Origin of the sequence: Anaeromyxobacter soli (assembly GCF_022808855.1) — a bacterium.
GTDB lineage: Bacteria > Myxococcota > Myxococcia > Myxococcales > Anaeromyxobacteraceae > Anaeromyxobacter > Anaeromyxobacter soli.
In genome coordinates, this window is the sequence record NZ_JAKZLF010000012.1 from 35,697 (window position 1) to 60,934 (window position 25,238).

At 67.2% G+C, this 25,238-nt stretch carries 25 protein-coding genes and 3 tRNA genes; 6 read left to right on the plus strand and 22 right to left on the minus strand.

All coding sequences use genetic code 11. The features are described 5' to 3' along the window. The first annotated feature begins 2 nt into the window (after positions 1–2). Entirely contained in the window at positions 3–599 is a 597-nt protein-coding gene (locus tag MLV88_RS10820) for a metal-dependent hydrolase (protein WP_242333406.1), read from the plus strand. 54 nt (positions 600–653) lie between these two features. Here the strand turns inward: MLV88_RS10820 and MLV88_RS10825 are convergent, their stop codons facing one another. The 6 genes from MLV88_RS10825 to MLV88_RS10850 all read right to left on the minus strand — a co-directional run bounded on the left by MLV88_RS10825 (position 654) and on the right by MLV88_RS10850 (position 5,364). Beyond that, the gene (locus MLV88_RS10825) at positions 654–1,466 is read right to left on the minus strand and encodes a serine/threonine-protein kinase (protein ID WP_242371150.1); all 813 of its coding nucleotides are present in this window, start codon (positions 1,464–1,466) and stop codon (positions 654–656) included. Beyond that, the gene (locus MLV88_RS10830; protein WP_242333402.1) at positions 1,463–2,257 is read right to left on the minus strand and encodes an SDR family NAD(P)-dependent oxidoreductase; all 795 of its coding nucleotides are present in this window, start codon (positions 2,255–2,257) and stop codon (positions 1,463–1,465) included. Before MLV88_RS10830 ends, MLV88_RS10825 begins: the two co-directional genes overlap by 4 nt. Positions 2,258–2,416: 159 nt before the next feature. Continuing rightward, complete coding sequence (locus MLV88_RS10835) at positions 2,417–3,094, minus strand: hypothetical protein (protein ID WP_242333400.1); 678 nt, start codon at positions 3,092–3,094, stop codon at positions 2,417–2,419. 215 nt (positions 3,095–3,309) lie between these two features. After that, complete coding sequence (locus MLV88_RS10840) at positions 3,310–4,047, minus strand: hypothetical protein (protein ID WP_242333399.1); 738 nt, start codon at positions 4,045–4,047, stop codon at positions 3,310–3,312. 49 nt (positions 4,048–4,096) lie between these two features. Beyond that, positions 4,097–4,726 carry a zf-HC2 domain-containing protein gene (locus MLV88_RS10845; RefSeq protein ID WP_242333397.1) on the minus strand — a complete coding sequence of 210 codons (630 nt, stop codon included), beginning with the start codon at positions 4,724–4,726 and terminating at the stop codon, positions 4,097–4,099. Continuing rightward, positions 4,723–5,364 carry an RNA polymerase sigma factor gene (locus MLV88_RS10850; protein WP_242333395.1) on the minus strand — a complete coding sequence of 214 codons (642 nt, stop codon included), beginning with the start codon at positions 5,362–5,364 and terminating at the stop codon, positions 4,723–4,725. The genes MLV88_RS10845 and MLV88_RS10850 overlap by 4 nt, the downstream gene beginning before the upstream one ends. 107 nt (positions 5,365–5,471) lie before the next feature. On the opposite strand from MLV88_RS10850, the gene serS reads away from it, so the two are divergent. The 5 genes from serS (at position 5,472) to MLV88_RS10875 (ending at position 10,168) form a co-directional block, all read left to right on the plus strand. Further along, on the plus strand, positions 5,472–6,779 hold the full coding sequence (gene serS / locus MLV88_RS10855) for a serine--tRNA ligase (protein WP_243337483.1): 1,308 nt from the start codon (positions 5,472–5,474) through the stop codon (positions 6,777–6,779). 250 nt (positions 6,780–7,029) lie between these two features. Beyond that, positions 7,030–7,119: transfer RNA gene (locus MLV88_RS10860), tRNA-Ser, on the plus strand. 21 nt (positions 7,120–7,140) lie between these two features. After that, positions 7,141–7,232, plus strand: a tRNA-Ser gene (locus tag MLV88_RS10865). Positions 7,233–7,292: 60 nt separating this feature from the next. Then, positions 7,293–7,369: transfer RNA gene (locus tag MLV88_RS10870), tRNA-Arg, on the plus strand. Between the two features lie 297 nt (positions 7,370–7,666). Beyond that, entirely contained in the window at positions 7,667–10,168 is a 2,502-nt protein-coding gene (locus MLV88_RS10875; RefSeq protein WP_242343588.1) for a DEAD/DEAH box helicase, read from the plus strand. A 36-nt stretch (positions 10,169–10,204) separates the two neighbouring features. Here MLV88_RS10875 and MLV88_RS10880 read toward each other — a convergent pair whose 3' ends face one another. The 16 genes from MLV88_RS10880 to MLV88_RS10955 form a co-directional block, all read right to left on the minus strand. Beyond that, positions 10,205–11,344, minus strand: a complete 1,140-nt coding sequence (locus MLV88_RS10880) for a tyrosine-type recombinase/integrase (RefSeq protein ID WP_242343589.1) — start codon at positions 11,342–11,344, stop codon at positions 10,205–10,207. Positions 11,345–11,386: 42 nt separating this feature from the next. Next, positions 11,387–11,782 (minus strand): helix-turn-helix domain-containing protein, encoded by a 396-nt coding sequence (locus MLV88_RS10885; RefSeq protein ID WP_242343590.1) that lies wholly within the window; start codon positions 11,780–11,782, stop codon positions 11,387–11,389. A 231-nt stretch (positions 11,783–12,013) separates the two neighbouring features. Beyond that, positions 12,014–12,568 carry a dihydrofolate reductase family protein gene (locus MLV88_RS10890; protein ID WP_242343591.1) on the minus strand — a complete coding sequence of 185 codons (555 nt, stop codon included), beginning with the start codon at positions 12,566–12,568 and terminating at the stop codon, positions 12,014–12,016. Positions 12,569–12,852: 284 nt separating this feature from the next. Then, positions 12,853–13,740 carry a competence protein CoiA family protein gene (locus MLV88_RS10895; RefSeq protein WP_242343592.1) on the minus strand — a complete coding sequence of 296 codons (888 nt, stop codon included), beginning with the start codon at positions 13,738–13,740 and terminating at the stop codon, positions 12,853–12,855. A 126-nt stretch (positions 13,741–13,866) separates the two neighbouring features. Then, entirely contained in the window at positions 13,867–14,433 is a 567-nt protein-coding gene (locus MLV88_RS10900; RefSeq protein ID WP_243337487.1) for a hypothetical protein, read from the minus strand. A gap of 122 nt (positions 14,434–14,555) precedes the next feature. After that, on the minus strand, positions 14,556–15,050 hold the full coding sequence (locus MLV88_RS10905; protein WP_243337488.1) for a hypothetical protein: 495 nt from the start codon (positions 15,048–15,050) through the stop codon (positions 14,556–14,558). Positions 15,051–15,151: 101 nt separating this feature from the next. After that, the gene (locus MLV88_RS10910; RefSeq protein WP_242343595.1) at positions 15,152–15,907 is read right to left on the minus strand and encodes a hypothetical protein; all 756 of its coding nucleotides are present in this window, start codon (positions 15,905–15,907) and stop codon (positions 15,152–15,154) included. A 13-nt stretch (positions 15,908–15,920) separates the two neighbouring features. Then, positions 15,921–16,958: a hypothetical protein gene (locus tag MLV88_RS10915; protein ID WP_242343596.1), complete on the minus strand. Its 1,038-nt coding sequence runs from the start codon at positions 16,956–16,958 to the stop codon at positions 15,921–15,923. Further along, a complete protein-coding gene (locus MLV88_RS24580) occupies positions 16,955–18,400 on the minus strand; it encodes an ATP-binding protein (RefSeq protein WP_242343597.1) in 1,446 nt (481 codons plus the stop codon). Before MLV88_RS24580 ends, MLV88_RS10915 begins: the two co-directional genes overlap by 4 nt. A gap of 2 nt (positions 18,401–18,402) precedes the next feature. Continuing rightward, positions 18,403–20,898 carry an Hsp70 family protein gene (locus MLV88_RS10925; RefSeq protein ID WP_243337489.1) on the minus strand — a complete coding sequence of 832 codons (2,496 nt, stop codon included), beginning with the start codon at positions 20,896–20,898 and terminating at the stop codon, positions 18,403–18,405. Further along, the gene (locus MLV88_RS10930) at positions 20,895–21,248 is read right to left on the minus strand and encodes a hypothetical protein (RefSeq protein ID WP_242343599.1); all 354 of its coding nucleotides are present in this window, start codon (positions 21,246–21,248) and stop codon (positions 20,895–20,897) included. The genes MLV88_RS10925 and MLV88_RS10930 overlap by 4 nt, the downstream gene beginning before the upstream one ends. Before the next feature lie 17 nt (positions 21,249–21,265). Next, positions 21,266–21,622, minus strand: a complete 357-nt coding sequence (locus MLV88_RS10935) for a hypothetical protein (protein ID WP_243337490.1) — start codon at positions 21,620–21,622, stop codon at positions 21,266–21,268. Positions 21,623–21,873: 251 nt separating this feature from the next. Beyond that, a complete protein-coding gene (locus MLV88_RS10940) occupies positions 21,874–22,836 on the minus strand; it encodes a PGN_0703 family putative restriction endonuclease (RefSeq protein ID WP_243337491.1) in 963 nt (320 codons plus the stop codon). A gap of 178 nt (positions 22,837–23,014) precedes the next feature. Beyond that, positions 23,015–23,524 carry a hypothetical protein gene (locus MLV88_RS10945; protein ID WP_242343602.1) on the minus strand — a complete coding sequence of 170 codons (510 nt, stop codon included), beginning with the start codon at positions 23,522–23,524 and terminating at the stop codon, positions 23,015–23,017. A gap of 95 nt (positions 23,525–23,619) precedes the next feature. Continuing rightward, positions 23,620–24,912, minus strand: a complete 1,293-nt coding sequence (locus MLV88_RS10950) for a hypothetical protein (RefSeq protein ID WP_243337492.1) — start codon at positions 24,910–24,912, stop codon at positions 23,620–23,622. A gap of 40 nt (positions 24,913–24,952) precedes the next feature. Next, positions 24,953–25,222: a hypothetical protein gene (locus MLV88_RS10955; RefSeq protein WP_242343604.1), complete on the minus strand. Its 270-nt coding sequence runs from the start codon at positions 25,220–25,222 to the stop codon at positions 24,953–24,955. Between the last annotated feature and the right edge of the window lie 16 nt (positions 25,223–25,238).

Below are 25,238 nucleotides of genomic sequence, written 5' to 3' on the forward strand. Positions count from 1 at the left end.
CCATGTCGACCTTCGTCGGACACTCGCTCGCCGCCGCCGTCGTCGCCGCCTCTGCCGGCGATCGCCTCCGCGCGGAGCGTCCGCGCGCGGTCGTGGCGCTCGCGATCGCCGCTGCGCTCCTCCCCGACCTCGACGTGCTCTTCCTGCTGTGCGGGCCGGGGGCGGCGTCGCACCGCGGCCTCTCGCACAGCCTGCTGTTCGCGACGGCGTCGGCGGGCCTGCTGGCGCTCGCGGCGCGTCCGCTCGTGCGCGCTCCGCTGGGGCGGCTCTTCGCCGTGCTGCTCGTCGCAGCCCTGTCGCACCTGCTCCTCGACTTCCTCATGGGCGCCGGACCGCCCATCCGGCCGTTCGCGCCCTTCGACGAGCGCGGGTTCCTCGCGCCGGTCCGCCTCCTCCCGATCGCGTACTACGCGCGGTCGGCAGAGGGATACCGGTCGGCCGGGTTCCTGCTCCGGAACGGGCTCGCCGCCGCGCTCGAGCTCGCGATCCTCGCTCCCCCGCTCCTCCTGCTGAAGCCGGCGTGGGGTGCGAGGACGCGCGCGCTCGCCGCGACGCTCAGCGTCGCCGCGGTCCTGGCCACGCTCGCGCTCTACAACTGACGGCGCTGCCCCGGAGCAGCAACGTTCAGCGGCTCCGCGGCGGCGCTTATGCCGTCACGACAGCTCGCTCACCGCCCCCTCCAGCGCCCCGGCGACCGTGGCTAGCGTCCGCTCCACCTGGGCCCGCGCCTCGGGCGTGAACGTCTCGTCGTCCTCCGCGAGCAGATCGAGCTGCTCGGAGACGTACGAGGCGAGGGCCGGCTGGGACGACTCGAGCGCGGCGGGCTCCTGCTCCAGCGTGCGCAGCGCGCCGAAGTCCACCGCGGCGAGGCGATCGCCGAAGGCCTGGTCGAACATCACCCAGGTCTCGAACGCCAGCTCCTGCGCGGCGCCCGCGCCGGACTCGGGCAGCGGCGCGGCCTCGAGCCAGGCGACGAGGTCGGGCTGCACGTTCATGAAGCGATCGCGCCGGCGCTGCACCTCGCGCGGCGCCTGGGCGGCGAGATGGCGCCAGACGGCCTCCACGAGCTCGGGCGCGAGCTCGGTGCCGCTCTGCGAGCCGCGGTCGGGCAGCTCCGGCAGGGGCTCCTGCGCGGCGACCACGTTCGCCGGCGGCGGTGACTCCTCCTCGGGGCCGCCGCCCGCGGCGACGCGCGCCCACAGGCCGAAGAGGTTCGCGTAGAGCCGGCGCGCCTCGTCGGGCGAGGCGAAGTGCGGCTCGCCGGAGAAGACACCCGGGATCACCGCGGAGCGCGGCTCGCCCGCCGCCTGCGCGCGCCGGAACGCCTCGGCGACCTCGGCGGCGTCGTGGCGCGAGCCCGCGCGGGCGAGCAGCGCGGTCAGCACCTCGGCGCCCTCGTACGCGGGCGGAATGCCCTGCGCGGCGTCGCGGTCGCGATCGCGGTCCTTCGGGGAACGGCGGCTCATTTCTCCTCCCGGTGCGCGAGCGCGGCGAGACGGCGGACGACCGCGCGCGGCATGAAGCGGACGGCGGTCGAGGTGAGGCGGTAGACGGCGGTGGGGACGTGGACGACGGCGCGCCGCTCGATCTGCGCGAGCGCCTCGCGCGCCGCCTCGTCGGCGGTGAGCAGCCCCGGCACGCGCGCGAAGCGGCTCCCGACCCCGGCGACCTCACCGAACTCGGTCGAGACGGGCCCCGGGCAGTAGGCGCCGACGTACACGCCCGTGCCGCGAAGCTCCTCGGCGAGCCCCTCCGAGAACGACAGCACGAACGCCTTCGTCGCGCCGTAGACGCTCATGTAGGGCGTCGCCTGGAAGGCCGCGGCCGACGCGACGTTGAGGAGGACGCCGTCGCCTGCGGCGCGCAGGTCGGGCAGGAGCGCGTGCGAGAGGAGGACGAGCGTCTCGCAGTTCAGCCGGATCATCTCGCGCACCCGGGCCGGGTCGAGCCGCTCGAACTGGCCGTAGGCGCCGAAGCCGGCGTTGTTCACGAGCCAGGCGGCGCCGCCGTGCTCGCGCGCGGCCTCGGCGACCTTCTCGGGCGCACCCTCCCGGGCGAGATCGACCGTGAAGGGGATGATCTCGGCCTGGCCGAGCGCGCGCGCCTCGGCGGCGAGGGTCTGGAGCCGCTCGATGCGGCGAGCGATCGCGAGCACGGGGCGGCCGCGGCGGGAGATGTCGCGGGCCAGGGCGGCGCCGATGCCGGCAGATGCGCCGGTGACGACGGCCAGCGTGGGACGAGGGTCGGTCGGGGACATGCGCGCCGCAAGGATAATGGCGATCGGGCGCGGTGGCGCGTGGGGCGACCGGCCGGGGCGTCGATTCGTCGCTCTCCGCCGGATTCGACTCGTCCCGGCCGCCAAAGGCGAGAGCCCCGCCTTACGGACGGGGCTCCCCCAAAGACGGCGCCGTGGCGCCTACTGGCAGGCGTTCCCGCCCTGATTCTCGACCGGCTTGCAGGCGGGGCCGCGGATGCCGCTGTTCGAGCGGGAGATGCACACCGGGGTGCCGCTCGTCGTGTCCCAGAAGTTGGCGGGCACCCACTGCTCGCTGCTGGCGCCCTCGACAGGCTGCAGCGTCACGCCCACCACGCTGCACACGAGCTGGCCCTCGTAGGAGGACGAGGTGCAGGCGGAGTTGCCCGGCTTGTTCGTGGCGGTGAGCACGAGCGTGACGTTCTTCGGCGCACACGCCGCGGAGCCGCCGCTGCAGGTGTCGAACGAGCGGCCGCAGCCGTCGCAGTGGTGCGTCCGGACGTTGCCCGTCGTGCAGTTGCAGCCGGACAGGTCCGCGTTGACGTTCCAGAGCCAGCCGCCGACGGGCTTGCCCTGCGCGTTCCTCGCGACGGGCGTCACGTCGGCCGCGTTCTGGATCGAGAACGTCTGCGTGCTGCAGCCGTCCACGACGACCGCGAGCTGCGCGTCGGCGAGCGGGTTCGGGACGAGGACCTGATCATAGAAGCCCTTCGAGAGCTGGACGGTCACCTGGAGCGAGCCTTCGGTGAGGTCCCCGGCGCTCGGGCTCAGGATGATGGCGGGGTCGGCGGCGAGAGAGAGGGAGGGGACGGCGAGGACGACGAGTGCGGCGAGGCGCATGCGAGGGAGTGCTCCGAACTGCGGGGATGCTTGGCACTCTCCAATGGAGGCGGAGGTGGGCGATATCGCGTGGGTGTGTGACACTCTGCCGCACTACACGACGCCGCCTCACCTTCCGCTGCCGCGTCTTTCGCGTTCGTCGCCAAGCTGCCCAGACACGAGCGCCCTCTCCCCGCTGCTCGCGGGAAGAGGGCGCGGAGACTCCGGACCGCAAGCTAGTTGTCGTCGTCTCCGTCCGGCCCGCTCATCGGACAGTTCGGGTTCGGGCAGTCACCGCCCATCATCCCCATCCCCATCCCGCCGCCCATCCCTCCGGCGCCCATGCCCATGCCGGGCATCCCCATGCCGCCACCGCGCATCATCATGCCGCGGCCGCCCATGCCCATCCCCATGCCAGGGCCGGGGCCGTGCCCGAATCGCCGCTGGAAGCGCTCGAGGAAGAGCACCGCGCGGGCGCGCTTGTCGGGGGTGAGGTCCTTCACGAGCGCCTGCGTCGCGTCGCGATCGATCGACTCGAGCTGGCCCCGGGTGGCGTAGAGCCGCTGGATGGCCTGATCGACCTCGGCGGCGGTGACCTTCTCGCCCGACGCCGCGCGGCGCAGGGTCTGGTTTGCCTCCATGAGCTGCTTGTGCGCGGCGAGGCGCTTCTCGTCGGACCTGGCGAGCTGGTCGGAGAGCTTCACCGCCTCGGCCGGCTCGAGGTCGAGCGCCTCGGCGAGCCCGAGGGTGCGCGCGACGCGCATGCGCCGCTCCATCCGCTCCGGATCGGGCTGGCCCATGCCCATGCCCCGCCCCTGCCCGCGCATCGGGCCGGCACCAGGGCCCGGGCCCGGCGGCTGCGCCTGCTGCGCGCCGCCCGGCTTCGGCGGCGGTTGCTGCTGCTTCTGCGGCTGCCCCGCCTGCGCGAAGGCGGCGAGCGGGAACACGAGTGCCGCGATGAGGAGCTTCCTCATACGTCTCTCCCTTCCTTGTCGAACGGGCCGCGGCCGGGGTGGCCGTGCCTCACTGCACCGCGGCTTCCGCCGCGAACGTCGTCTCCTCGCCCTCGGCGAGGGACTGGAGGACCGAGCTGTCCTCCCAGAGCTCATCGGGATCCGGCTCCTGCCACGACGCCGCCTGGACCTGGGCCGTCGCCTGCCCCGCCCCCGCGACGGACGCGGAGGCGAGCTCGGGGTGGTCGCGGTCGCCGGCGGCCCCGCCCAGCGCGAGCGCCGGGCCGCGCAGCTCGACCGCCGTGCCGGAGTGGCCGGCGACGTCGCTCACCCGCGGCAGCTCGCCGAGCTGCGGCCGCCGCTCCCCGGTCACGAACGGCAGGAGCGGCACGAGCGAGAGCGCCGCCACCGCGCCCATCGCGAACGCGATGCGCCGGAGGACGCCGCGCCGCCGCTCGCCCTGGCGCACGGCCTCGACGGCGCGCTCCGGCAGGTCGGCGAGGACGCGCCGCTCGGCCGGGGTGGGCTCCGGCAGCCGCGCGAGCCGGAGCACCTCGGCGCTCGCCTCGACGTCGTCGCGGCAGGCCGGGCAGCTCGCGAGGTGCGCCTCGAGGCGGGCGCGCTCCTCGCCGCGCAGCGCGTTCGCCGCGTGGAGCGAGAGGAGCACGTCGTACTCGCTGCAGGCGGGCGCGGAGCTCATGGCTGGCCCTCCGGGGCGAGCGCGGCGCGCAGCTTTCGCGTGGCGTGGTGGAAGCTCACGCGCGCGGCGTTCTCGCTGATGCCGAGCGTGTCGGCGATCTCGGCGAACGGCAGCTCCGCGTCCACGCGCAGCGTGAGGACCTCGCGCATGCGGCGCGGCAGGCGGACGACGGCGGCCCGGACCGCGGCGGCGCGCTCCGCCTCCTCGAGCGCCTCGACCGCGACGGCCGGGTGGGCCTCGCTCGGCCCGAGCGCCTCGAGCGAGGTGCGCCCGAGGCGCAGCTCGTCGCGCAGGTGGTTCTTCGCGAGGTTCACGGCGATGCGCACGAGCCAGCGGCGGAAGGCGAAGCCCTCGCGCTCGCCGCGGCGGAGCGTGCGGCGCGCCGCCTCGAGGGCGCGCAGGAAGGTGCGCTGCGCGAGGTCGCGGGCGTCCTCCGGCGTGCGCGCGTAGCGACGCACGATGGAGAGGACGAGCCGCTCATGGCGGCGGACCAGGTCGCCGAACGCGTCGTCGTCGCCGACGAGGAACGCAGCGAGGAGCGCGTCGTCGGGAGCGCCCTCGCCCGGGGACGCTCGCGCCGCGCCGCCGGGGAGCACCCGGAACGCCGGTCGTCGCGTCCTGTCTCCGTCGTCAGGCATGCCGTTCGCGCGGGCCACGGCTCATGAGACCCCTTGCCCGCACAGAAGTTAAAAGCTACTCCTACCGGCCGATTTCACGCTCCTTTTCGGGGCGAGACAGGATCACCATGCTCGACCTCAGGGCCGTCGCCCAGGACTTCGAGAGCTTCGAGAGGAAGCTCGCCCGACGCGGGGAGGCGGCCGTCCAGGCGATCGCCCCCGTGAAGCCGCTCGCCGCGCGCCGCCGCGAGCTGAACGTGCTGCTCGAGAAGCAGAAGAAGGAGCAGAGCGACGCGAACGGCCGGATCCGCGAGCTCATGCGGACCGACAAGGCGGCCGGCGAGAAGGCGCGCGGCGAGCTGCGCGCGCTCGGCGACACCGTGAAGGCGACCGAGCAGGAGCTCGGGCAGGTCGAGGCGGAGATCGAGCGGCTCCTCCTGCTCGTGCCGAACCCGCCGCACGAGTCGGTGCCGGACGGCAAGGACGAGCACGACAACCGCGTCGTCTCGACCTGGGGCGAGAAGGCGAAGCTCGACTTCACGCCGAGGCCGCACTGGGAGCTCGGCGAGGCGCTCGGGATCCTCGAGTGGCAGCAGGCCGCGAAGCTCTCCGGCTCGCGCTTCACGATCTACAAGGGCGCCGCCGCCCGGCTCGAGCGCGCGCTCGCCGCGTTCTTCATCGACGTGCACGCGAGCCGCGGGTACACGGAGATCCTGCCGCCGTACCTCGTGACCGCCGAGACGATGACCGGCACCGGGCAGCTCCCCAAGTTCGAGGAGGACCTCTTCAAGACGCAGGGCGAGTCGCCGCTGTACCTCATCCCGACCGCCGAGGTCCCGGTGACGAACATGCACCGGGGCGAGATCTTCGAGGCGAACCAGCTGCCGATCTCGTACTGCGCGTGGACGCCGTGCTTCCGCGCCGAGGCGGGCGCCGCCGGCCGCGACACCCGCGGCCTCATCCGCCAGCACCAGTTCCACAAGGTGGAGCTCGTGAAGTTCGCGAACGCGGAGGAGAGCTACGCCGAGCACGAGAAGATGGTGGACGACGCCTGCGAGGTGCTGCGCCGCCTCGGCCTCCACCACCGCGTCTCGCTCCTGTGCGCGGGGGACATGGGCTTCTCGTCCGCGAAGACCTACGACATCGAGGTGTGGTGCCCGGGCCAGGACGCGTACCGGGAGATCAGCTCGGTCTCGAACTGCGAGGACTTCCAGGCGCGCCGCATCCGCGTGCGTTACCGCGGCGAGGGCGGGAAGCCCCGGCTCGCGCACACGCTCAACGGCTCGGGGGTCGCGATCGGCCGGACGGTGGTGGCGATCCTGGAGCAGTACCAGCAGGCGGACGGGACGGTCCTGGTGCCCGAGGCGCTCCGGCCGTACATGGGGGGGCTCGAGCACATCGCGGCGCAGGCGTTTCCGAGGGGGGTGGAGAGGTAGCGGGCGCCTGCCCTCCCCTGCTCCGTTCGTCCCGAGCGTAGCGAGGCCGCAGGCCGAGCGAGGTCGAGGGACCCCTCCTCCGAACCGCCCGCCGTTACGCGAAATCGAGGGACCCGAGCCCCTCCCCTCGCCTCCCACCCGCCGCCGTGCTTCTCCCCTTGATCCCCGCTCGCCGGTGCCGTATATGGGCCGTCCGCTCGCGCGCGCCGGAAGGCGCCCGCTGGCAAGGTTTCGGAACGAGGACGGATTCGGAGGAGTGGCCGAGCGGTTTAAGGCGGCGGTCTTGAAAACCGCAGAGGGTTCACGCCCTCCGAAGGTTCGAATCCTTCCTCCTCCGCCAGGTGAAGGAGAACGAGGGTTCGGAAAGGTGGCCGAGAGGCCGAAGGCGCTGGTTTGCTAAACCAGTATACGGGGTGACCTGTATCGAGGGTTCGAATCCCTCCCTTTCCGCCAGTCAGTCGTGCGGCAACCCGGCCCAGCGCATCGCGGCCGGCACAGTCGAATAGGCTTCATGGGCCCTTAGCTCAGTTGGATAGAGCGTCGGACTACGAATCCGAAGGCCAGAGGTTCAAATCCTCTAGGGCCCGCCAAAACGTAAGGCCTCACGGTGACTTGACCGTGAGGCCTTTCGCTTTACCCGAACGGGTCACGTCGATTTTGACGGAATCTTGCCGCAACTTGGGCCGTGTCCTGGCGAGTTCTGTGGAGTCGCCTCGGCGCGGCCGTGACGCTCAGATGTCGAGCGGATCGCTCACGGAGAGGTCCGTTCCCGATCGGCCGATCGGAGGGGAGACCGCTCACGCGTGGGGTAGAGGCATGTTTACTCGCACGCGCTGTCGGACTAGACGATCGCCGTCTCCCGACATCCTCGAGAGGGCCTGCCCGTGGTGGACTTCAACAAGCTCGTAAAGAAGAAGCCGTTGCCGCAGTCGATCGATCCGCTCGAGATCTTCGGTGAGCTCGATCGGAAGGCGTCGCACGTCTCGCTACGGCTTCCCCAGCAGGAAGTCCTTCGAGCACTGCACGCGACTCGGAAGCAACACGATCACGTGCTGAAGATGCCGACGGGGACCGGGAAGTCGGCGGTCGGCCTGCTCTACTTGGTGTCGTACATGAGGGCGGTCTCCAAGCCCGTCGTGTACCTGTGCCCGACCGTCCAGCTCGTTCTTCAGGTGATCGCGGAGGCGTCGAAACTTGGGATCGAAGCGCACGCATACTCCGCGGGCGAGCGCCACCCGCACCCGCGGTGCCTCGCCGCGCAGGCCGTGATCGTCTGCACGTACGACAAGCTCTTCAACGCGTTGACGACGTTCGACCGTGAGGAGGTTGCGTTCACGCCTGCCGCGATCGCTCTCGACGACGTTCACTCCGGCGTCGAAGAGGTACGTGACGCGTTCACCGTTCGCGTGACGGATGGGAAGCCGTACGACGCGCTTATGGCCGTCCTCGACGGCCCCGGTCGGGCTGTTTCTCCTGGTCTGTGGGACGACATCCGAGCGGGCCGACCGGAATCCGTGATGGAGATCCCGTACTGGGGGTGGCGCAGCATCCTGGAGGACGTCCGCGGCGTCCTGCAGCAGCACTCAGAGGCGGCCGGAGTGAAGTTTCGCTGGCCCTTCCTCCGCGACGCACTTCGGTGGTGCCGCTGCGTCGTGAGCGATCGCGGCGTGGAGATCGCCCCTCTCGTGCCGCTCGTCGACGGAGTTCGTGCATTCACGGACGCAGAGCACCGGTTGTTCATGTCAGCCACGCTCGCGGATGACTCCGTTCTCGTCAGGGAGCTCGGTTGCGACGCGGCGGCAGCTCAGAAACCGGTGGTTCCCACTTCCGACACCGGGCTCGGCGAGCGGATGGTGCTCGCGCCGTCTCTGCTCGGAACCCAGCTGGAGCGTGCCTGGATCACGAAGTGGGCTGCCAAGAGTGCCAAGAAGCACAACGTGGTGGTCCTTTGCTCGTCGGAGAAGCAGGCGCGCGACTGGGAAGCCGCCGGAGCTCGTGTCGCGCTTACGAACGACATCCTCGCTGTGGTCGACGAGCTCAAGGCGGGGACCCTGAAGTTCGCCGCGTTTGCACAACGATACGACGGCATCGACCTGCCCGACGACGCGTGCCGCGTGTTGATCCTCGATGGTGTACCGTTCGGTAGCGGGATCATCGACCAGCACGACAGTGGCAACCCGGCGCTCCCCGGCGGCGTTCGAAATCGCACCCTGAACAGGATCGAGCAGGGAATGGGGCGTGCGGTGAGATCGAATGCGGACTACGCCGTCTGCGTCCTCGCCGGGCCCGAGCTCGCGAGCTTCATCACGAGGCGAGACGTTCAGGACCGAATGAGCCCCGACGTGAGAATCCAGCTGCAGCTCGCAAAGGAACTCGCGGAACTGGCAAGCGACGATCCGTCCAGCTCGCCAGAAGATGCGTTCCAGGACCTGGTCCGCAAAAGCCTGACTCGCGACGCTGGGTGGAAGACCTTCTACGATCAGCGCGTCCGGCAGGAGGTCGTTGCGCATGTTGGCGCAGGAACGGACGCATCGCTGATCCGGCTCGCAGAAGCGGAGCGCAAGGCGATCACCGCAGCGGTCGATGGCGATGCTCCCGGAGGTTTCACGACGCTCAACGACGCACAGCGGTTCGCTGATCTGGACGAACGTGTACGCGCTGGGTACCTCCAGGTTCTCGCGAATTTGACCTTCGAGTCGGACCCCGGCGAGGCGGCAAAGCTCCAGAAGGCAGCGTTCGACAAGCACAAGGGGCTGCTTCGCCCTCCACCGGGTACGGTGATTCGACCCCTCGATCCCGGGCGTTGGGAGGTCGCCGCGGTCGTCATCAAGACGTACGACACGTACGCGACTGGAAATGGTCTGCTCGCGGCGTTCCAGGCGCTCAAGCCGTCGCTCGCGTTCGGCGTGCCGGCCCATCGCTTCGAGGAGGCGTTCTGCCAGGCTCTGGGGCTCATCGGCGCGGATTCGACTCGCCCGGAGCACGACTTCGGGGAAGGACCGGACAACCTCGTCCTGTGGCCCTCGTTGAGCCTCGTAGTGGAGGCGAAGAACGAGGCAGCCTACAAGGTGATCCCGAAGAAGGACGCGGAGCAACTACTCCACAGCGCACAGTGGTTCAAGCGCGAGTACTCGATGCGCACCGGAACGCCCGTCTTCGTCGGCCCCTCCATCGAGCCCGACGAGGGGATCCATCCACCCGATGGGACGCGAGTGATCACGCCTAAGAAGCTCAGCGGCCTCACCGATGCACTCGAGGGGTTCCTGACGAAGCTGGCGGGTCGAACCGTCAAGGAATGGGACGTGAAGTCCGTGGACCGTCTCCTCATCGAGCACGGGCTCTCCTCGACCAATTTCGTCGAGCGACACACGGTTGCATGCAAGACGTAGCGGCGGCCTCGCTGCACGCTAACGACTCGCGGGTATCTACTCGCGAGGCGGCTTCGTGTCGGCGGACGTGGCTCCGCGGGTGCGGCGGCGTCGTGCCTCGTCCGGCCCCGCGTCGGCTAGTTCCAGTGCTGCACCGGCCTCAAGCCGCCGGATGACCTCCCGGGCGTCCGCCTCGTCGACGATGTTGTACCGGTCGAACGTGCTTCTGGTCGTGTGCCCGGTGACCTTCATCACCTCCGACTCGGACGAGCCGCGCCGGCGCGCGTTCGTGCTGAAGCTCCGGCGCGTGTCGTGGAGCCAGACGCCCTCGATTCCGAGCTGCTTGCACACCCGCTTGAAGACTCGGTACGGGTCATCCCAGGGCGCGCCCGTCTCGGGGTTCACGAACACGTACTCGCCTCCGAGCGGCATCGGGAGCGAGCGGATGGCGGCGACGACGCGATCGGTAAGCGGCACGACACGCGCCCTCCCCGTCTTGGTGTCCTCTGGGCGGAGGCGGATCGTTTTGCGCTCTAGATCGAGCGCCGCGGTGCGGAGGAGCCGGAGCTCCGTCTTCCGCATGCCCGTGTCGTAGTACGCGAGGAACATGGGCCCGAGGTGCGGCCCGGCAGCCGCCGCGATCTGTGCGATCTCCGCTTCCGTTATGGTGCGCTGCCGGACGTTGCTCTCCTCGAGCATCGGCACGTGGGCGATCGGGCTGTGCGGGATCCTCTCGCACTCGACCGCGTACGAATACATGCGCTTGAGGAGCGCGACCTCGCGGTTCAGCGTCGAATGGGACGGGGCCTTGCCCCGACGAGTCTCCTCGCCGAGTCGGGCCTCGCGGTACTCCTCGACGTCGACGCGGGTGAGCGTCATGACCTCGCGATTACCGAGGTGACGGAGGACGTGCTCGGCCCTACCGCGGTCGGAGTTGTAGGAGCTGTTGTCCCGGCGGGTGATGGGCTCGTACTGCTCCCAGAGGTCGCGCACGGTGAGCGACATCGTGCGGCGTCGCTCGAGATACGTGTTGTCGAAGATCTCCTGCAGCGTCTTCGCCTCGAGCGCCTTCGCCTGCTCCCTCGTCGGGATCTTCCGCTTCCTGAACCGGACCTCCTGCCCGTTCGGCAGCTTCGCGGTGAGGTCGACCATCCATGCGGTCTTGCCTCCTGGTGTCGTGTACTTCTCAACGCCCATGGCTCACGTCCTCTCGTGGAGGCGTGCGTCGTCTCCAAGCGTCTAGCGACCACGCGACCGCGACGCGATGAACTTCTCTAGGTCGACGCGACGGAAGAGCATGACGCGCGCGCCGCGACGCGCATGCGGAATCCCGTATCGATGGACAGCCTGGTAGAAGGCCTTCATCGACGTGAAGCGCAGGAACCAGGCCGCTTCAGCGGCGTCGAAGTTCGGCTGAGCGGGGTCGGTGGGGGCGTGCGGGGCGAGATGTTCACCCTTCGTGCGCTCCTCCTCACGCGAACCGGCGGAGCCGGCGTCCTGCTCGCGCGTTTCGGACGCAACAACCGACAGCGGGGCCGACGCCGGCACCTGGATCTGAGTCCCGACTTGGGCGCGAACCTCCTCCGCCACGATCTCCCGCATCTCCTTGACGAGTTTCCGGACAGCGCTGTCCATCCCCATAGCGATCCCCTCGAACGTCGATACCGATCGCGAACGACGGCATCATCGCTCCCTTCTGGGGCGATGTAGGCGTGTCGCCTACATCCACGGAGACTGGCATGCGCCGGTGTAGATGTCAACAGGATGCTACATAGCATCCGCCATGCACGCTTGGCCGTCCAGACGCGACGATGCGGACGCTGCCGCACAGGCATCCGCCGGTGAAGCGCTCGGGTCCTTCCACGCTCATCCCGCTTTGCGACGGAAGTGGAGCGCCTGCACGCCGGACTTGAACCGCTGCGTCGATAGGAGCTGGAGATGCCGCGCACTCGACAGGCCATGAAACAACGTCGGCCCGCGTCCACTGATGATGGGATGAACGACGATGCGGTACTCGTCGATGAGCCCCAACTCCTCGAGCGCAGCCGCGAGCTTGGGCGCTCCGACGAGGACACCCCGCTCGGTCTTCGCTTTCAGCGCCGAGATCGCCTCGCGAAGGTCACCCTCCACCTTGATCGTGTTCTGCCACGGAAAGTCGCTCCGCGAGCCCGACACGACGTACTTCGCCTTCGCCTCGAGCTTCTGTGCCCACTCGCGCATCGCGCGCGGCGCCTTTTCGTCGCGTGCCACCGCGGGCCAGGCCCCCTCCATCAGCTCGTAGGTGTTGCGCCCGAAGAGCATCGCCCCGCTCTGATCCATGAGCTGCGTCCAATAGTCGTGCAGCTCGTCGTCCACGATCCCCTGGGTGTGATCGGTGCACCCGTCCACAGTCACGTTGAGACCGAAGGTGAGGAGGCCCATGGCGTGGGATTCTATGCGGAAGCGCGAGCAGACAGGAGACCTACGTCAACACGACCATTCCCGGCCGGTTTACAGACATCTGGCACGAAGATCCGGCGACGTTCCGCGTGAGCGCGGGAGCCGGGGGGTGCCACGCGAGTACGCGCGCAGCGTGCGCGGGACAGCAAAGCGCGCGACTCCCCGACCGGTGACCCCACAGCAGCTTGCGGGCGCGCGCGAGCAGCGGACCGGAATCGCCCAGCCCGCGCGAGCGCATGGCGCGCTACGCGGGGTCGGTGCGACGGTTACGTCTCCTCCTCGCGTTCCGCCAGGCGCCCACTGCTGTGCCACTCGAACACTTCGTGCTCGGCAGGTTTCCAGGCGGTGCGCCAGCGCTCCAGCTGCGCTCCCGTCGCAAACTCACGCCAGCGCCGCGAGGGCCCCTTGTCGTTCCAGTGGAAGCCTGGACGGTCCTGGGCCCGGCCGTGGTCCTTGGGTAGGTAGCGCACCAGGAGGCTGAGGACGCGCTCCTCCTCGGTGGTGTCGAGTGGGCGCAGGCCCGCGCGATTGAGGAAGTGGTCGCGCCTCTCCATGCGGCCGAGCAGGAGAAACCCCTCCTTGCGGGACGCCTGCTTGTCGGCCACCTCCAGGACCTCCTCGCCCAAATCGATAAAGAGCCGCTTCTTGGCCGCGAGGAACGACGTCCGCGGGCGCCGCCACAACCAGTACGCGAAGCCGGCAGGCGGGGGCGGCAGCCCGCCCCATGGCGGCACATCGACTCGCTCGATGCGCGCCACGTCGTCGAGGCCGAACTCATTGAGGCCGAACACCATCCTGCGGCCATCCAGGAGCCAAATCATCCGGCCGTAGAACGCCTCGCGCTCGCGAATCTCCTCCGGGGCGATGGGCGAGTGCTGTAACTCGATGACGCCCTTGGGCGTGCGGATGTCCGCGCGGTGCTCGCCCATCACCACCTCGCGCTGATCCGGCTCCGCGCGCAGCTTCCACCAGTGGTGCCAGGGCGTCTCGCTCTCCGCCCACGTGTCGCATGAGGCGCCTCGTTCGTGCGCCCAGTACCAGTCGACAACTTCTCCACACCGGGCTCGCACCACCCGCCGGCACAAGGGGCACACCGCGCTCGCTTTCGGCCACGCCTCCACGCGCGCGCCGCTGCCGTCGTCCGCGAAGAACATCGGCCCGCCCTCCTGCGGGTGCCGCGCACGCTCCCTGTGAGCGCCCGGGCCGCTTCGTCGTGGTGATGATATCAGTCGCGACCAAGGCCCTCGAGCTACGCACGCCAGCCGAGGTTCGTCGGGCTGTTACTGCACGCTCGCGGTTGGCAGGTGGTACGAGCGGCGCCCGTCGTCTGGGAGCCATCCGCGCGATCGGTCCACGTCGCATGTGCCGTGGTCGGGCAGATCGTCCGCCGCGGACATGGCCTTCTCCTGCAGGTCCCACGTGCCCTTCTCGATGCTCCGCTTCATGCTTCGGGAGTACTCCAAGACCTCGCCTTGGCACCTATCGAACGACCAAGTGTCTCTCGGGAAGAACTCTTGCTTTTTGATGCACAGCGGCGGCACATCCCGGGCATCCAGGTTGTAGTAACGGTCGATCGGGACATCGACCTCTGCGCACTGCACAACAGCAGCCTGCTCGACTCGCCTTCCGCTCGAAGCACCCGCGTTCAAGCATTCGAGGGTGCTCCGGGAACGATCAACGAACACGTTGAAGTTCGTCCGCAGGTCCTCGATAACGCACTCGCACCACTGATCAAGCGCGGCCGCGAAGCTCTGCATATCGATCCTGCACGCCGCGAACTGGTCGTTGTACTTGAACCCACCATCGAAACTCGCCGACGTGAGGCATATCGGCTCCATCGGCATCATCGGAATCGGACAGGTGCTCGGGTAACTCTGCGTAGGCCATGGCCTGCTCACCATCGGCACGCACGCGTTGTTCGCCCAGCACGACGCACACAGAGGCGATCAGGAAGCGTCCGTATCGCCAGTCACACGTCTGCAACGGCCCTCCGCGCCTCGGTGAAAACACGGGTCAGGACGGCTCCGTAGCGGCGCTCCAGCTCCTCGGCGTCCCCCCGGCCACCGAAGGAGGGCATGAGATCATCGTACGCAGCCTGGAAGGGACGAGGTGCGTTGGCGCGAACCGCGGCCGTGAGTTCGGCGATGCACCTTTCGGCGGACGAGAACCGACTGTCGACGAGAGATCGCATCGGCTCGCGTTCGCTGGGAGTGGGCGGAATGTACGGAAGCGGCTTCTTTCCCTTCTCAACCATCATCGCGTTCATGAGCTGCGACATCCGCTGATGCCGTGCGAGCTGCTGTCTTGCCAGCAATTCCTTGAACCAATCTGCAAACGTAGCGAGGACTTTGACGCGACTGTCGTTTCGAACCGCGTACGCAGAGGCAGCCATCACGTAGCCCAGCCTGATAGCGCAATCCGATGGGTGGATCATGACGGCAAGCATCGCCTCGTGTTCCGACACGATTCCTCGCTCAAGCGCATCCAATAGGAACGCTTTGCCGACAGTCTTAGCGCACGCGTAGAGTTGCCGCGCTTTCACTCGCTCACGACCGCCCAAGGAACTCATTCCGTGCGACCCTCCACCGCGCCCGCGCGCTTGCGGCCGGACCTCAGCCTGGCGCGCGCTTCTGCGGACAGCTGCGCGTCTCGTTCGGTTGCCTGCTTCCGGACGGATTCCAGCGTGCCCCGCGTGTACTGGAAGCTCCCGCAGCGGCTGTTGTAGTCCTCGACGAAGCGATTGAAGGCGGCGACCTGCGCGTTGTTGAGGACCAGGGGCTCCATCTTCGAGATGCGAGTGTCCTCGAAGACGCAGTACCTCACCTCAGCCGTCGAGAGCCTCAGATTGCGTCCGACCTGCGGACGGTTTTCAGAGTAGTCCTCCACTGGAGGGGTGTACGGAACCGCTGAGGTGCTACGCACAGCAGGAGATGGGGCAGCACCTGTCGACGAGGAGTAGCTGCTGGCGTAGCTCGTCGGGCTGCTCGATTTCCGTGAGCCAGACTCACACATGCTGAACAGGCTGATGGCTCCGCCGACGAGGATCACCCACCCGTACGGCATCCGCAGAATGAAGACGAAGAACCCCACGATACCCTGGAGCACCGCAGCCGCGGGCGCTTTCCTTGGCGCGCGGCCATGCAGGAAGTTCGTCGCCCACCGCTCGTCGTCGATGTCGTCAGGCCATTCGTCCGCCATCCCCTCGCCGGCTGCAACGACCGCAGCTCGCAGGTCGATCCCGATATCCGAGACAAGCTCTGCGAGCCCCGCGAAACCTTGCGGTGGCTCGAGCTCACTGCGGACCATCCCCTCGGCCGTCATGAATGCCCCCTATTCACGCCTTTGCCGCTCGCGCGAGCCTTTCGAGCGCTTCCATGTCCTTGCTAATCAGCTCGACGATACGCGGGACTTCTGCGAAGACATCTCGCACGAGCTTCGTGAGCTCCTCGGCTGCCCACCGCATCCCGTGCTCGTTGTTGAGCTGCAGCGCCACGTTCCGGACGCTCGTCGCAACGTCGAAGCTCAGCGCGTGGTCCATGCCGCGACTCATCGCGCTCAACTGAATCGGCTGCGCGACTGAGTCCCAGTTTCTGAGTACTCGCTTCACGCCGCGCAACAGCTTGGTCACGTTCTCTCTCGAGGCACCTGCTTCCGCTGCCTTCCGTATCGCCTCGAACAGTCGCTCGAGGTTCTCCGCTTCCCGCTCTAGGAAGGCCTTGGCCTCGCCCTCGAATGTATCGACGAGGTTGTCAACCAGCAGCGGCGCGTGCGATCGCCCCTTCTGCGAAGACTGCTCCACGACTCGCGTCACAACAGCGACGATGTCCCGGCTCGTCATGCGGTCGAGAGCGGTCCTGATCGCGGCGCGGTAATACTCCCGGCGCTCGGAAAGGGCGTGGTCCAGAAGCGCGTCATCGGTGATCGGCGGAAACCCTGCTGCTGCGCGATCCTCATTCAGAAGGGCTCGAATGTGACCGCGATCCGCGCGCTCGTCAGCCAGCGCTAGGGCTCGAATGCGTTCGACGGCCTCGTCGACGGATAGCGACGTCTTGCAGCGACCGAGCATCGAAGCGATGAAGTTCGCCGCTCCGAGCGGAGTAAGTTCCCCACGCCGGGCACTCTCCCTGGCTGGTCCGCTCGAGCCAGCCTCGAGGGCCCGCAATAGCTCTCGGACCTTGTCGGCAGGCGTGCCGGGAAGCCACGCAATCTCCGCGGCCACTCGATTCCGAGGGTTCGTCAGGTCCGCGCGCGCCTTGGAACACACGCCAGGATCGCCAGACAAGGCTCGTTCTTCGGCGAGTTCCAGCACTCGCCGCCGATCGTCCCTGGTCGTGGCTCCGAGGAGATGGAACGGGTTCTCGAGCAAGTTCATTCGCGTCTGAATCCGATTGGGTTCGCAGCGGCACTGATGTCTGATCGCGGAGGTAGCGACCGCAGCGCGTCCTCCAAGCTCCTCTGATCCAGGGACGTCCTGCCACTCCTTGCCGCCAGGCGAGCAGCCTCCCGGACGGCGAAGGAGACGTCGGACAAAGGGCGTCCCAGAAGCGCTGGCACGAGCGCGGTGGTGTTCACCGCCGCTCCACCCGGACGCCCTTCCAAGAGCGAGGCGAGAAGGGATCGGACCTCCTCCTCACTGGGCATTCCAACCTGAATGACGTGATCGAAGCGGCCCCGTCTCAAAATCGCCGGGTCGATCATCTCGATCCGGTTCGTCATACCGATGAGCAGCACGTGGTTCTTGATCGCGTCCGGGATCCGCCGCAGGAATTCGGCCACTTCTTCGACGTGGTGAAGTCCCTGGCTGCCCCCGAGCTGCCGATCCGACAGGAACGACTCCATCTCGTCGATGACGACTACGGCGGGCGAAGCCTTGAGCGCATCCTCGAACGCCTTCGCGATCTTCTTTCCAGTTTCGTGAATGTAGGGACTGCCGATCGTGCTCGAGTCGATGGAGAAGCTCGGCCATCCGAGGTACTCGACCACCCGCTCGACGGCAAAGGTCTTGCCGCACCCTGGTGGTCCGTGGAGCACGACAGGCGACGGGAAGTCGATCCCGAGCGCCCGATAGGTTTCCGCGTTCTCGACGATGTCGACGACGTGCTCTCGAAAGAACCGCTCGAGGTCGGCGCGCCCGGGTAGGCGAAACGGCACCTTCGTCTCGCGCTCCTGCGCATGCGGGTCTCGGACAGCAGCTGGACGGATTGACTCCGCCGCGACGGGGCCGACCGAAATTGCCACTCCCGCGTCGGTCCCGGGAACAGCGTATCCCCCAGCCTCCAGCAGCGCGCGCAGGTCCATCGGGGTGAGCCAACTCAGGAGGGACACCAACCGCCTGAATGACCTCGCAGACACTCGCACGCCGCCGGACAACCACCTGCCAAGGACGAGATCGTCCGGCGCCGCCTCGGAGAGCGACCAAGTCGGAAGCAGGCGCGACAAGCGCTCGACGTAGATGCTGTCGTGGAGAGGGGCGGACGGAAGGACGCGGCGCGTCTCGCGCAGCGAGACGGCAAAAGCGATTGCCTCAGCTTGGCTCGACGGCGACGTAGCCGACTCGAGCGGCACCAGCGTGTGACGCGGCTCGCTCAGAAGGACCTGAAATACGTCGTTTCCAAAGCGAATAGGAGACAGCGTTCCTTCACTGAGCACGCCCTCAGAGACCCACCTCGTCGCGAGCGCGTCCTTCGCGATCAGCGCCCTGCCCCCGGATGTCGTCTCGAACACCTGCCAGTCCTGACCCTCGTACAAGGCCGCCCGGCACGCTGCCCCCCCGGGGAGGTTCAGGCCGACAGGGAACCAGGGATCAGAGACCACGCTCACCCTCGAAGAACGTTTGCGACGTCGAACATCTCGTCGTCCGCGACCGCAGAGATCCGGATCTGGTTCAGCTCGCGAACGACACCGCGCAACCGATCGATGTCGTCCTCGTTCAGAGCGGCCAGGCCTCGCTGGACGAGCTCCCGGTGCCGTCCGCGGTCCGAGAACGCGCCGGGCTCCTGTGCCATCGACTTGAACCGATCCACCACGAACCAGTCCTGGCGCCAAAGGATCTCGAACCCCCTGCCGCGGATCTCGTCGAGAACGTTTTCGAAGTCGCGATCCGTTCGGTCGATCGCGCGCTGCGCCGTCTTGAAAAGGTTCTCGATCGCGGAGAGCTCCGTGGGCCTCGCGAACTTCTGGATGAACTTGCCGAACGAATCCTTCAGGCCGTCTAGCTCGAGTTGCCGGATCTCCTTCAGGTGGCTCTTGCGAACCTCCGAGATCAGGCGCTTTGCCTCGAGGACATCATCCATCGCCTGCTTCGCTGCCTCGGCGTCCACACGGTCAGGTTTGACCTCAGCGGCGGACGACAGCCGGTTCTTTGCGGCATCCAGCTTGGGATCGTCGATTCGCTCCGCCAGCTCCTCGACGCGACCCTTCGTCACCTCGCTCTCGCGGACGATCTGCGCGGTGTCCGCGGTGAAGTCGAACTGGCCCTCCTGTCTCGAATAGAAGTTGCGTCCTGAGTGGAACGCGGCGCCGATGCTGGGGACCGATACCTCGAGAGTCACCGCACCCGAGTCGGAGAGCTCATACTCGCACACAAGTTCCGCCTCCGCCGCGATGACTCCCTCCTCGAAATCGGCCCCCGTCAGCTTCATGATGCCGATGAAGCGATTGTCCGAGACTGGATCTTCGATCTCCCCTTCCCAGAGCTTCAGGTTCAACGCTCCGTCGGAACCTGCCCTCAACGACTCGGCCGCCCTGAAGGTCAGTCTTCCCCGCTTGGGCAGCGGATCGCCCGCCCTCGCGAGCCACACGAGGCTGGGCCTACCTCCTCGGCGATCGGCGACTTCTACGCCCACGGAGTGGGATGCCGGGATCGCATCGACCGTGGCCGCCGTCCGCGTCATTACGATTCGGCTCGTCTCGAGCTGGATCGGGTTGCCCGTGCCGTCGAAGGCGAAGACCTTGAAGACGTGCTCTCCGTGCTTCTGGAGCTGCACGTCGATCGAAGCACCATCCTTCAGCGGCACCCGTCCCGAAGTCCACCCCGTGTCGACGCTGTCGACCTGGAACTCCATCCCGGCTGAACCGCCAGCTCCGAGCTTCGCAACGATCCGCGCCTTCGCGTCCGGCGTCCTCGCGGTGTACGAAAACGCCACCTGGACCGGGCCGCTCGCAGCCAAGGTTCCCTTCGACGTCTTGCGCCCGCGGCTCGCATCCTCCCAATCGATCGACTCCGCGAAGAGGGCCGCTCCCTCCGCCACGGCAGTCATCGGGTTCACCTCGGTGCTGCCCTCGATTCCGAGCTTCGATGTCACCTGATCCCGAAGAGGCTTGTAGTGCGTCGGGCCCCCGACGAACACAATCCGCTCCACGTCTTCCGGAGCGTAGCCAGCCCTGGCGATCGTCTCCCGGGTGGCCTCGATCGAATCCTGAACCTTGGGTCCGACGATCCGGTCCACGTCCTCGCGCCGCAGCGGAACCTCCAGGTAGATCTCGGTCCCCTGCGTGTCCCGGGTGCGGACCTCGGTTTCCTGGAGCGCGACGATGGCTTCCTGCTTGGCCGAAAGCTCGATCTTCGCCCTCTCCGTGGCCCACGTCGCGAGCCTGGAGAGCGTCAGGTACTCTGGTTCATGCAGAAACGTCTCCGGCAAGTCGAAGTGCTCGAGCAACCACGGCGCAACGACCTGCTCGACGAGCAGCCGGTCGAAGTCGCGACCGCCACACATCGCGATGCCACCGTGGGCGAGAAGGCTCACCCTGCCCGCGATGCTCTCCGCCACTGCGACGTCGAGCGTTCCGCCCCCGAGGTCGTACACGACGAAGATCCCGTCCGCCTTGCGGCCGCGCATCACGCTCATGACGGCCGCGACGGGCTCCTGCATGAGAGCGACCTTCCCGAAGCCGGCCATCTCCGCTGCCTGGAGGGTGGCATCCTTCGCCATCTGGTTGAACGCCGCGGGCACGGTGATGACAGTCCCGGCGTCCTCGGCCGCCCTCGCCTCCTCGGGCAGATACCCGTAGAGCGCCTTCAGTATCTCTGCGGAGCACTGCTCAGGCGTCATCGTGACGTTCACGGCCTTGAGGACGACGGGCGTGCTGCTTCCCATGAGCCGCTTGAAAAGCACCGCCGCGTTGTCGGGGGTGTGCGGGGCAGAATCGTAGGCGCGCCTGCCGACGTGCTTGTTCCCACGCCGGTCCATGTAGATCGCCGACGGCGTCACGTCGTTCTGGTCCGGGCTCTTCCAGAGGCGGAGGTTCTCCCCGTCGTACGAGCAGATCGCGCTGTTCGTAGTTCCGAGATCGATCCCGACGTACTGCTTCATGTCGTCACCTTCCGCAGGAGAACCGTTCCGGTGCGCACGACGCCGTTCGGCCCCATTATGATCGGCTCGAGCATCTGGTCGACCACGAGGGTGTCGTCCGGCCCGAAGTCGGCCGCGTTGATCGCGGTTGCCGCGATCCCGGGATCGAAAGCCTGCTCCTCGATGTTGACGATCCGCAGGCCTGCGGCGTCCAGCGATTCGCCAAGCCGCTTCAGATACCAGCGGAGCTGGCTGTCGAACCGACCCTTCTCACCCGCGTCGAGCTTCGCCATCATCCGCAGGAAGACGCGGCTGAAGCGCCAGGAGTCGATCGCGAGATCGACGAGAGCGCTCTTACCGGGTTCGGTCATGTGCAGGGGCCTCTCGGTCACCGCAGGTACATGACCTGAATCTCGAGGTTGCTCACCTTACGCTCGAGACCCTGAAGCTCATCGTGGGCGCGTTCGGCCTCAGCAGACGCCGCCTTCGCGTCCTCCGCGGCAGAGCTCACGTCCCATCCGAGCGCCTCGGCCCGGTGGCTTAGGTGCCCGAGTAGGACAACGAGAACCACGAGCCCGAGACCCTTCTTCAGAATTTGATCGGCGCTCTGCGATGCCGCCGACCTGTCGCGGAGCAAGTAGATCGCGAGCACGCCCACGATCAGGACCGGTAGGAAGTACGCGAACAGCCACTCCTCGGCCTCGAGCCCGTGATACGCGGAGACTCCCGCGAGGAGCACGGCCACCACCGCGAGTGTAATCTCCTGCCGACGGTTCATCGCCCCCCCGCTCTGCGTTCCATTCTGCGAGACACACGGACACGAGCCCAGAAGCCAGCACGCTTTACGGCTTCTCGAGTTGCGCTGCCTCAAGGTTCTCGGAGCGTCGTGGGGTATCGTAGCACCGGACATAGCCGGGACAGTGTCGTGCGTGTTCGGTACCTGCATGCAGAGCGCAGGAACGTTCGCCTGCGCTTCGCTCACCATTGTTGGGCCCCCTACGTCGCCGCTCGCGCGCCCCATCGATAGCGATCGCGTTGGTAGGCGTACCAAGCCGCCAATGCAGGATCACGGATCGCTTCCGCCGCAGCGAACACGTCCTCGTACGCGGCGCTCCGATAACGGCTCGGCTGGGTGAGCAGCGAACCCCAGACCTCAGCAACCGTCGCTCCCGCCGATTGAAGAGCCGGAGCCGTGATGACCTCGTGGAACGCTCGATTCGCACGCGGGCAGACGTGGACGCAGGTCACGGTCGAGAGCCCGAGCTCGCCGTCCTGCTCGGCTGCCGCGGCAAGGAGCTGTTGCCGGAGATGCTGGTCGAACGGTTCGATCAGCAAGTCCGGTACGGTGAGCGCCCCTTCGCGACGGAAGGGGCTCCAGGGACTTGCGAACGCCGGCTCGTATATCTGGATGCGGCTAGTTCCAAACGGACTCCGGGGCTGGAATGCTGCATCCCGGTAATCCTCGGTGTACTTTGACTCGAGCAGGATTCCGTGTCGCTGGCCTGAGCGATCCCGGTACACGAAGAGGAGATCCGCGCTTGTGGCGAACTTGCCTCGTCTTCGATGCCTTCCCTTCTCACCGAGGTAGTTGGTCCCGCTTCGGCCGATCCACTCAGGCTCTGCGAGTGCGCCGCTAGGACCCGGCGGTTCCACACCCACGAGTTCCGGAACGATGGTGCGGAGCGTCGCAGCCAATGCCGCCGGACTCCTCGCCAGTCCCCACCAGAAGTTCAGCGCGCAGACCTGAGAATCCAGGAGGTTCGGCGACGGGCCTCGTGACGTGCGCGTTCCGTAGTCCTTTGTGTCTTCTTCATGCCAGGCAATGTCGTATGTCTCGAAGAACGACAGCAGTTCGTCTCTGATGGCCAGCCACAAGTTGCAGTTCGCGGATGAGGCAGGAAGGAAGTAGTCCTGCTCAATCCCCCGCCAGGTGCCTTTCTGGCGCGCGTCGAGCGGCATCTCTTCGCAAGATGCGACCTCGAGTTTCCATCGGCCTTGGGCTCGACGCTCGGCAGTCTTGTATGCCGTCGCCGGCGATTTCGCACCGGGCCTACTGCGTACGCCGCCGCTTCGCTCCGGCATTGGTGGCTTCTCCATGGGTCTGCGCGCGAGGGCCCAGAGTGGACTTGGAAGGCCTCTACGTCACCAAGAACTCCACGACTCGGTCGATCATCTCGTCCCACGTCACGTACCGGTCAGCGAATGCCATTATGCGGAGGTTGTTCTGCTTCCCCCTCGCCACTGCACCGCCGGACGCTGCCGAGCGAAGTTCCGCGCAGTCAAACATCGCATATCGAGCCGACCCTCGGGGACGGGTCGTGTCGAGAAGGACCCAGCGCACCGCACCGCTGATCACAGCGAGCTCCTCAGAAGGACGCAGAAGCATCTCGACCTGCGTGCCACCGCCGGCGTCGTTGCCGATGCCGATGCGCCCCGCGGCCGCGCTGAAGCACTTCGCCTCGAGGAAACGCACACGCGTTCCTGTCGCATGTCGCATAAATACCGCGATGTCGAGGCCGAATTTCGGAAGAACCGAAGCATCCACGCCCGTTTGCTTCAGGCGTAGCCGAATAGTGGCCACGAGCGCGGCTTCGAACGCTTTCTCGTTTTCGACGAACGGATCGCCTGATATAGGCATCTTGGACATAGCGCCCCTGCACTCACGCGGGCTCACACGTCGAGGGTATCTGCCTAGCCGCGACGTTCCGACCAGCTCTACCGTGTCGTAGCCCTGGCCCACGTCTACGGCGAAGAGGATGCTCGTTTGCGGCGCGGCGGCATGTTCTCGGTCTGCCGCGCTGAAGAACGACACCCCGTCTCCTCCGGCTTCTCGAAGGACCAGTCGAATCCGGCCTTGTTCGCGGCAGCGCACGCGTTGATCAGGTCCGCAAGCTCCAGGTGTTCCTGTTTCTCTGCGTCCGTTGCCCCTCGCCACTGCTGCACGTCGTCCGTCACGTCCTTCGTCGTGACCTTCCTGATCGAGCAGGCTTCCGTCAGGTACGCGAGCGCCCACGTTTCGCGGACCTCGTAGACACTCTTGCAGTGTTCTTTGGCCATCCCGCCGCACCATTCCCTAGACTGCTCGACGATCTTCTTAACGTCCTCGTCCTCCGGGAACTGCTGCGACAACGCGACCAAGCGAGCGTGAACGGGGTTCACGTCGCGCGGCGTAGAGCAATGCTTCTGGAAGTCTTTGAACTCTCTCGCCCAGAGGACGAAGTGAAGCCGCTGCCTCTGAACGACGTGGACGTTCGTCGGCTCGAACTTGGTCAGCTCGCTCACCAAGCGGCACGAATCGAAGGCAAGCGCCTCTTTTTCGGCCAGCGCTGAGTCAGCGTCCGAGGGGATCTTCTCGAATCCCTCGTACCGAAACTGTCTCGGTGAGTCGATCCGGGTCTTCGCGATCTCGAATTCGCTCGACAGGTCGTACCGGAACAACCCGTCGGCATCGGCGCCGATGTCATCGGAGCAGCTCAAGAGCGTGGTGCACTCCGCTGGGGCCGGCGAGATCTGGTTGCCGAGCGCCTCACCACACGTTCTTGCGCGTCTCAGCCAGGCACGGGCGATGTCTGCTCTTCCCCGGAGCTCCTTCGGGTCGGTTACGAATCCTTCGAAACGATAGCCTTTGAAGATTCCGATCGCCGCCAGTGCGGGATACTTCTTGAAGACCTTCGACTCGGCCGCTTCGTTGTCGGCTTTCTGCTCCTCCTCCGCCTGCAATGCGGAGAGGTGCTTCGACACCTCGCGCATCCGCGGGTAGATTTCGTCGATGGCGCTGCTGAGCTTCTGGATGTGCGACAGCGCGGACCGTCTGACTTCGTGAAACCGCTGCGGGTCTTGAGGTGAAGGTAGCTTGAGGGCCCCCTTGGCCGGGAACGCGGCTCGGGGATCTTGGGCACTCGCTGGCGAGAACGCCACGATGGCCAGGAGCGATGCGAGCGTCTTCCCCCTCCGGCACATAGACTTCTGAGAGCGCGCATCTCCGCCTCGGGTGTTCTTCATCGGTCCCCCGCGCTGGGCGGTATCAATCGCCACGCGCACGAGCTTCAGCTGGTCGTTGCTTGTGCCGTCTCCGTCACCGCAGCTCTAGCCGCACGAACGAGTTCCACTCGTCGATCGCTTCACTCCCGGCCTCCTGGTGAGTTCGGGCCGCCTCCTTCTGCTCGCTGACGAACTCCTTGATGCACTCTCCGTATCGCTCCACTTCGTCCTTGAAGGACTCGAGCTCACTTTCAGAGCTGAAGCGGTACGGCTTGTAGGGCTTTCTGCAGTGATGTGACGGCGCGAAGTCGTCGGCCAACGTGCTGACCGCGGCTCCAGCACCAAGCACGAACATTGCGGCCATCAGCGCCGGTCTAAGG

Coding starts and splice junctions, on each gene's coding strand:
- MLV88_RS10820 (WP_242333406.1), top strand. CDS start 3: ATGTCGACCTTCGTCGGACACTCGCTCGCCGCCGCCGTCGTCGCCGCC.
- MLV88_RS10825 (WP_242371150.1), bottom strand. CDS start 1,466: ATGAGCCGCCGTTCCCCGAAGGACCGCGATCGCGACCGCGACGCCGCG.
- MLV88_RS10830 (WP_242333402.1), bottom strand. CDS start 2,257: ATGTCCCCGACCGACCCTCGTCCCACGCTGGCCGTCGTCACCGGCGCA.
- MLV88_RS10835 (WP_242333400.1), bottom strand. CDS start 3,094: ATGCGCCTCGCCGCACTCGTCGTCCTCGCCGTCCCCTCCCTCTCTCTC.
- MLV88_RS10840 (WP_242333399.1), bottom strand. CDS start 4,047: ATGAGGAAGCTCCTCATCGCGGCACTCGTGTTCCCGCTCGCCGCCTTC.
- MLV88_RS10845 (WP_242333397.1), bottom strand. CDS start 4,726: ATGAGCTCCGCGCCCGCCTGCAGCGAGTACGACGTGCTCCTCTCGCTC.
- MLV88_RS10850 (WP_242333395.1), bottom strand. CDS start 5,364: ATGCCTGACGACGGAGACAGGACGCGACGACCGGCGTTCCGGGTGCTC.
- serS (WP_243337483.1), top strand. CDS start 5,472: ATGCTCGACCTCAGGGCCGTCGCCCAGGACTTCGAGAGCTTCGAGAGG.
- MLV88_RS10880 (WP_242343589.1), bottom strand. CDS start 11,344: ATGGGCGTTGAGAAGTACACGACACCAGGAGGCAAGACCGCATGGATG.
- MLV88_RS10885 (WP_242343590.1), bottom strand. CDS start 11,782: ATGGACAGCGCTGTCCGGAAACTCGTCAAGGAGATGCGGGAGATCGTG.
- MLV88_RS10890 (WP_242343591.1), bottom strand. CDS start 12,568: ATGGGCCTCCTCACCTTCGGTCTCAACGTGACTGTGGACGGGTGCACC.
- MLV88_RS10895 (WP_242343592.1), bottom strand. CDS start 13,740: ATGTTCTTCGCGGACGACGGCAGCGGCGCGCGCGTGGAGGCGTGGCCG.
- MLV88_RS10900 (WP_243337487.1), bottom strand. CDS start 14,433: ATGATGCCGATGGAGCCGATATGCCTCACGTCGGCGAGTTTCGATGGT.
- MLV88_RS10910 (WP_242343595.1), bottom strand. CDS start 15,907: ATGACGGCCGAGGGGATGGTCCGCAGTGAGCTCGAGCCACCGCAAGGT.
- MLV88_RS10915 (WP_242343596.1), bottom strand. CDS start 16,958: ATGAACTTGCTCGAGAACCCGTTCCATCTCCTCGGAGCCACGACCAGG.
- MLV88_RS10925 (WP_243337489.1), bottom strand. CDS start 20,898: ATGAAGCAGTACGTCGGGATCGATCTCGGAACTACGAACAGCGCGATC.
- MLV88_RS10930 (WP_242343599.1), bottom strand. CDS start 21,248: ATGACCGAACCCGGTAAGAGCGCTCTCGTCGATCTCGCGATCGACTCC.
- MLV88_RS10940 (WP_243337491.1), bottom strand. CDS start 22,836: ATGCCGCTCGACGCGCGCCAGAAAGGCACCTGGCGGGGGATTGAGCAG.
- MLV88_RS10945 (WP_242343602.1), bottom strand. CDS start 23,524: ATGTCCAAGATGCCTATATCAGGCGATCCGTTCGTCGAAAACGAGAAA.
- MLV88_RS10955 (WP_242343604.1), bottom strand. CDS start 25,222: ATGGCCGCAATGTTCGTGCTTGGTGCTGGAGCCGCGGTCAGCACGTTG.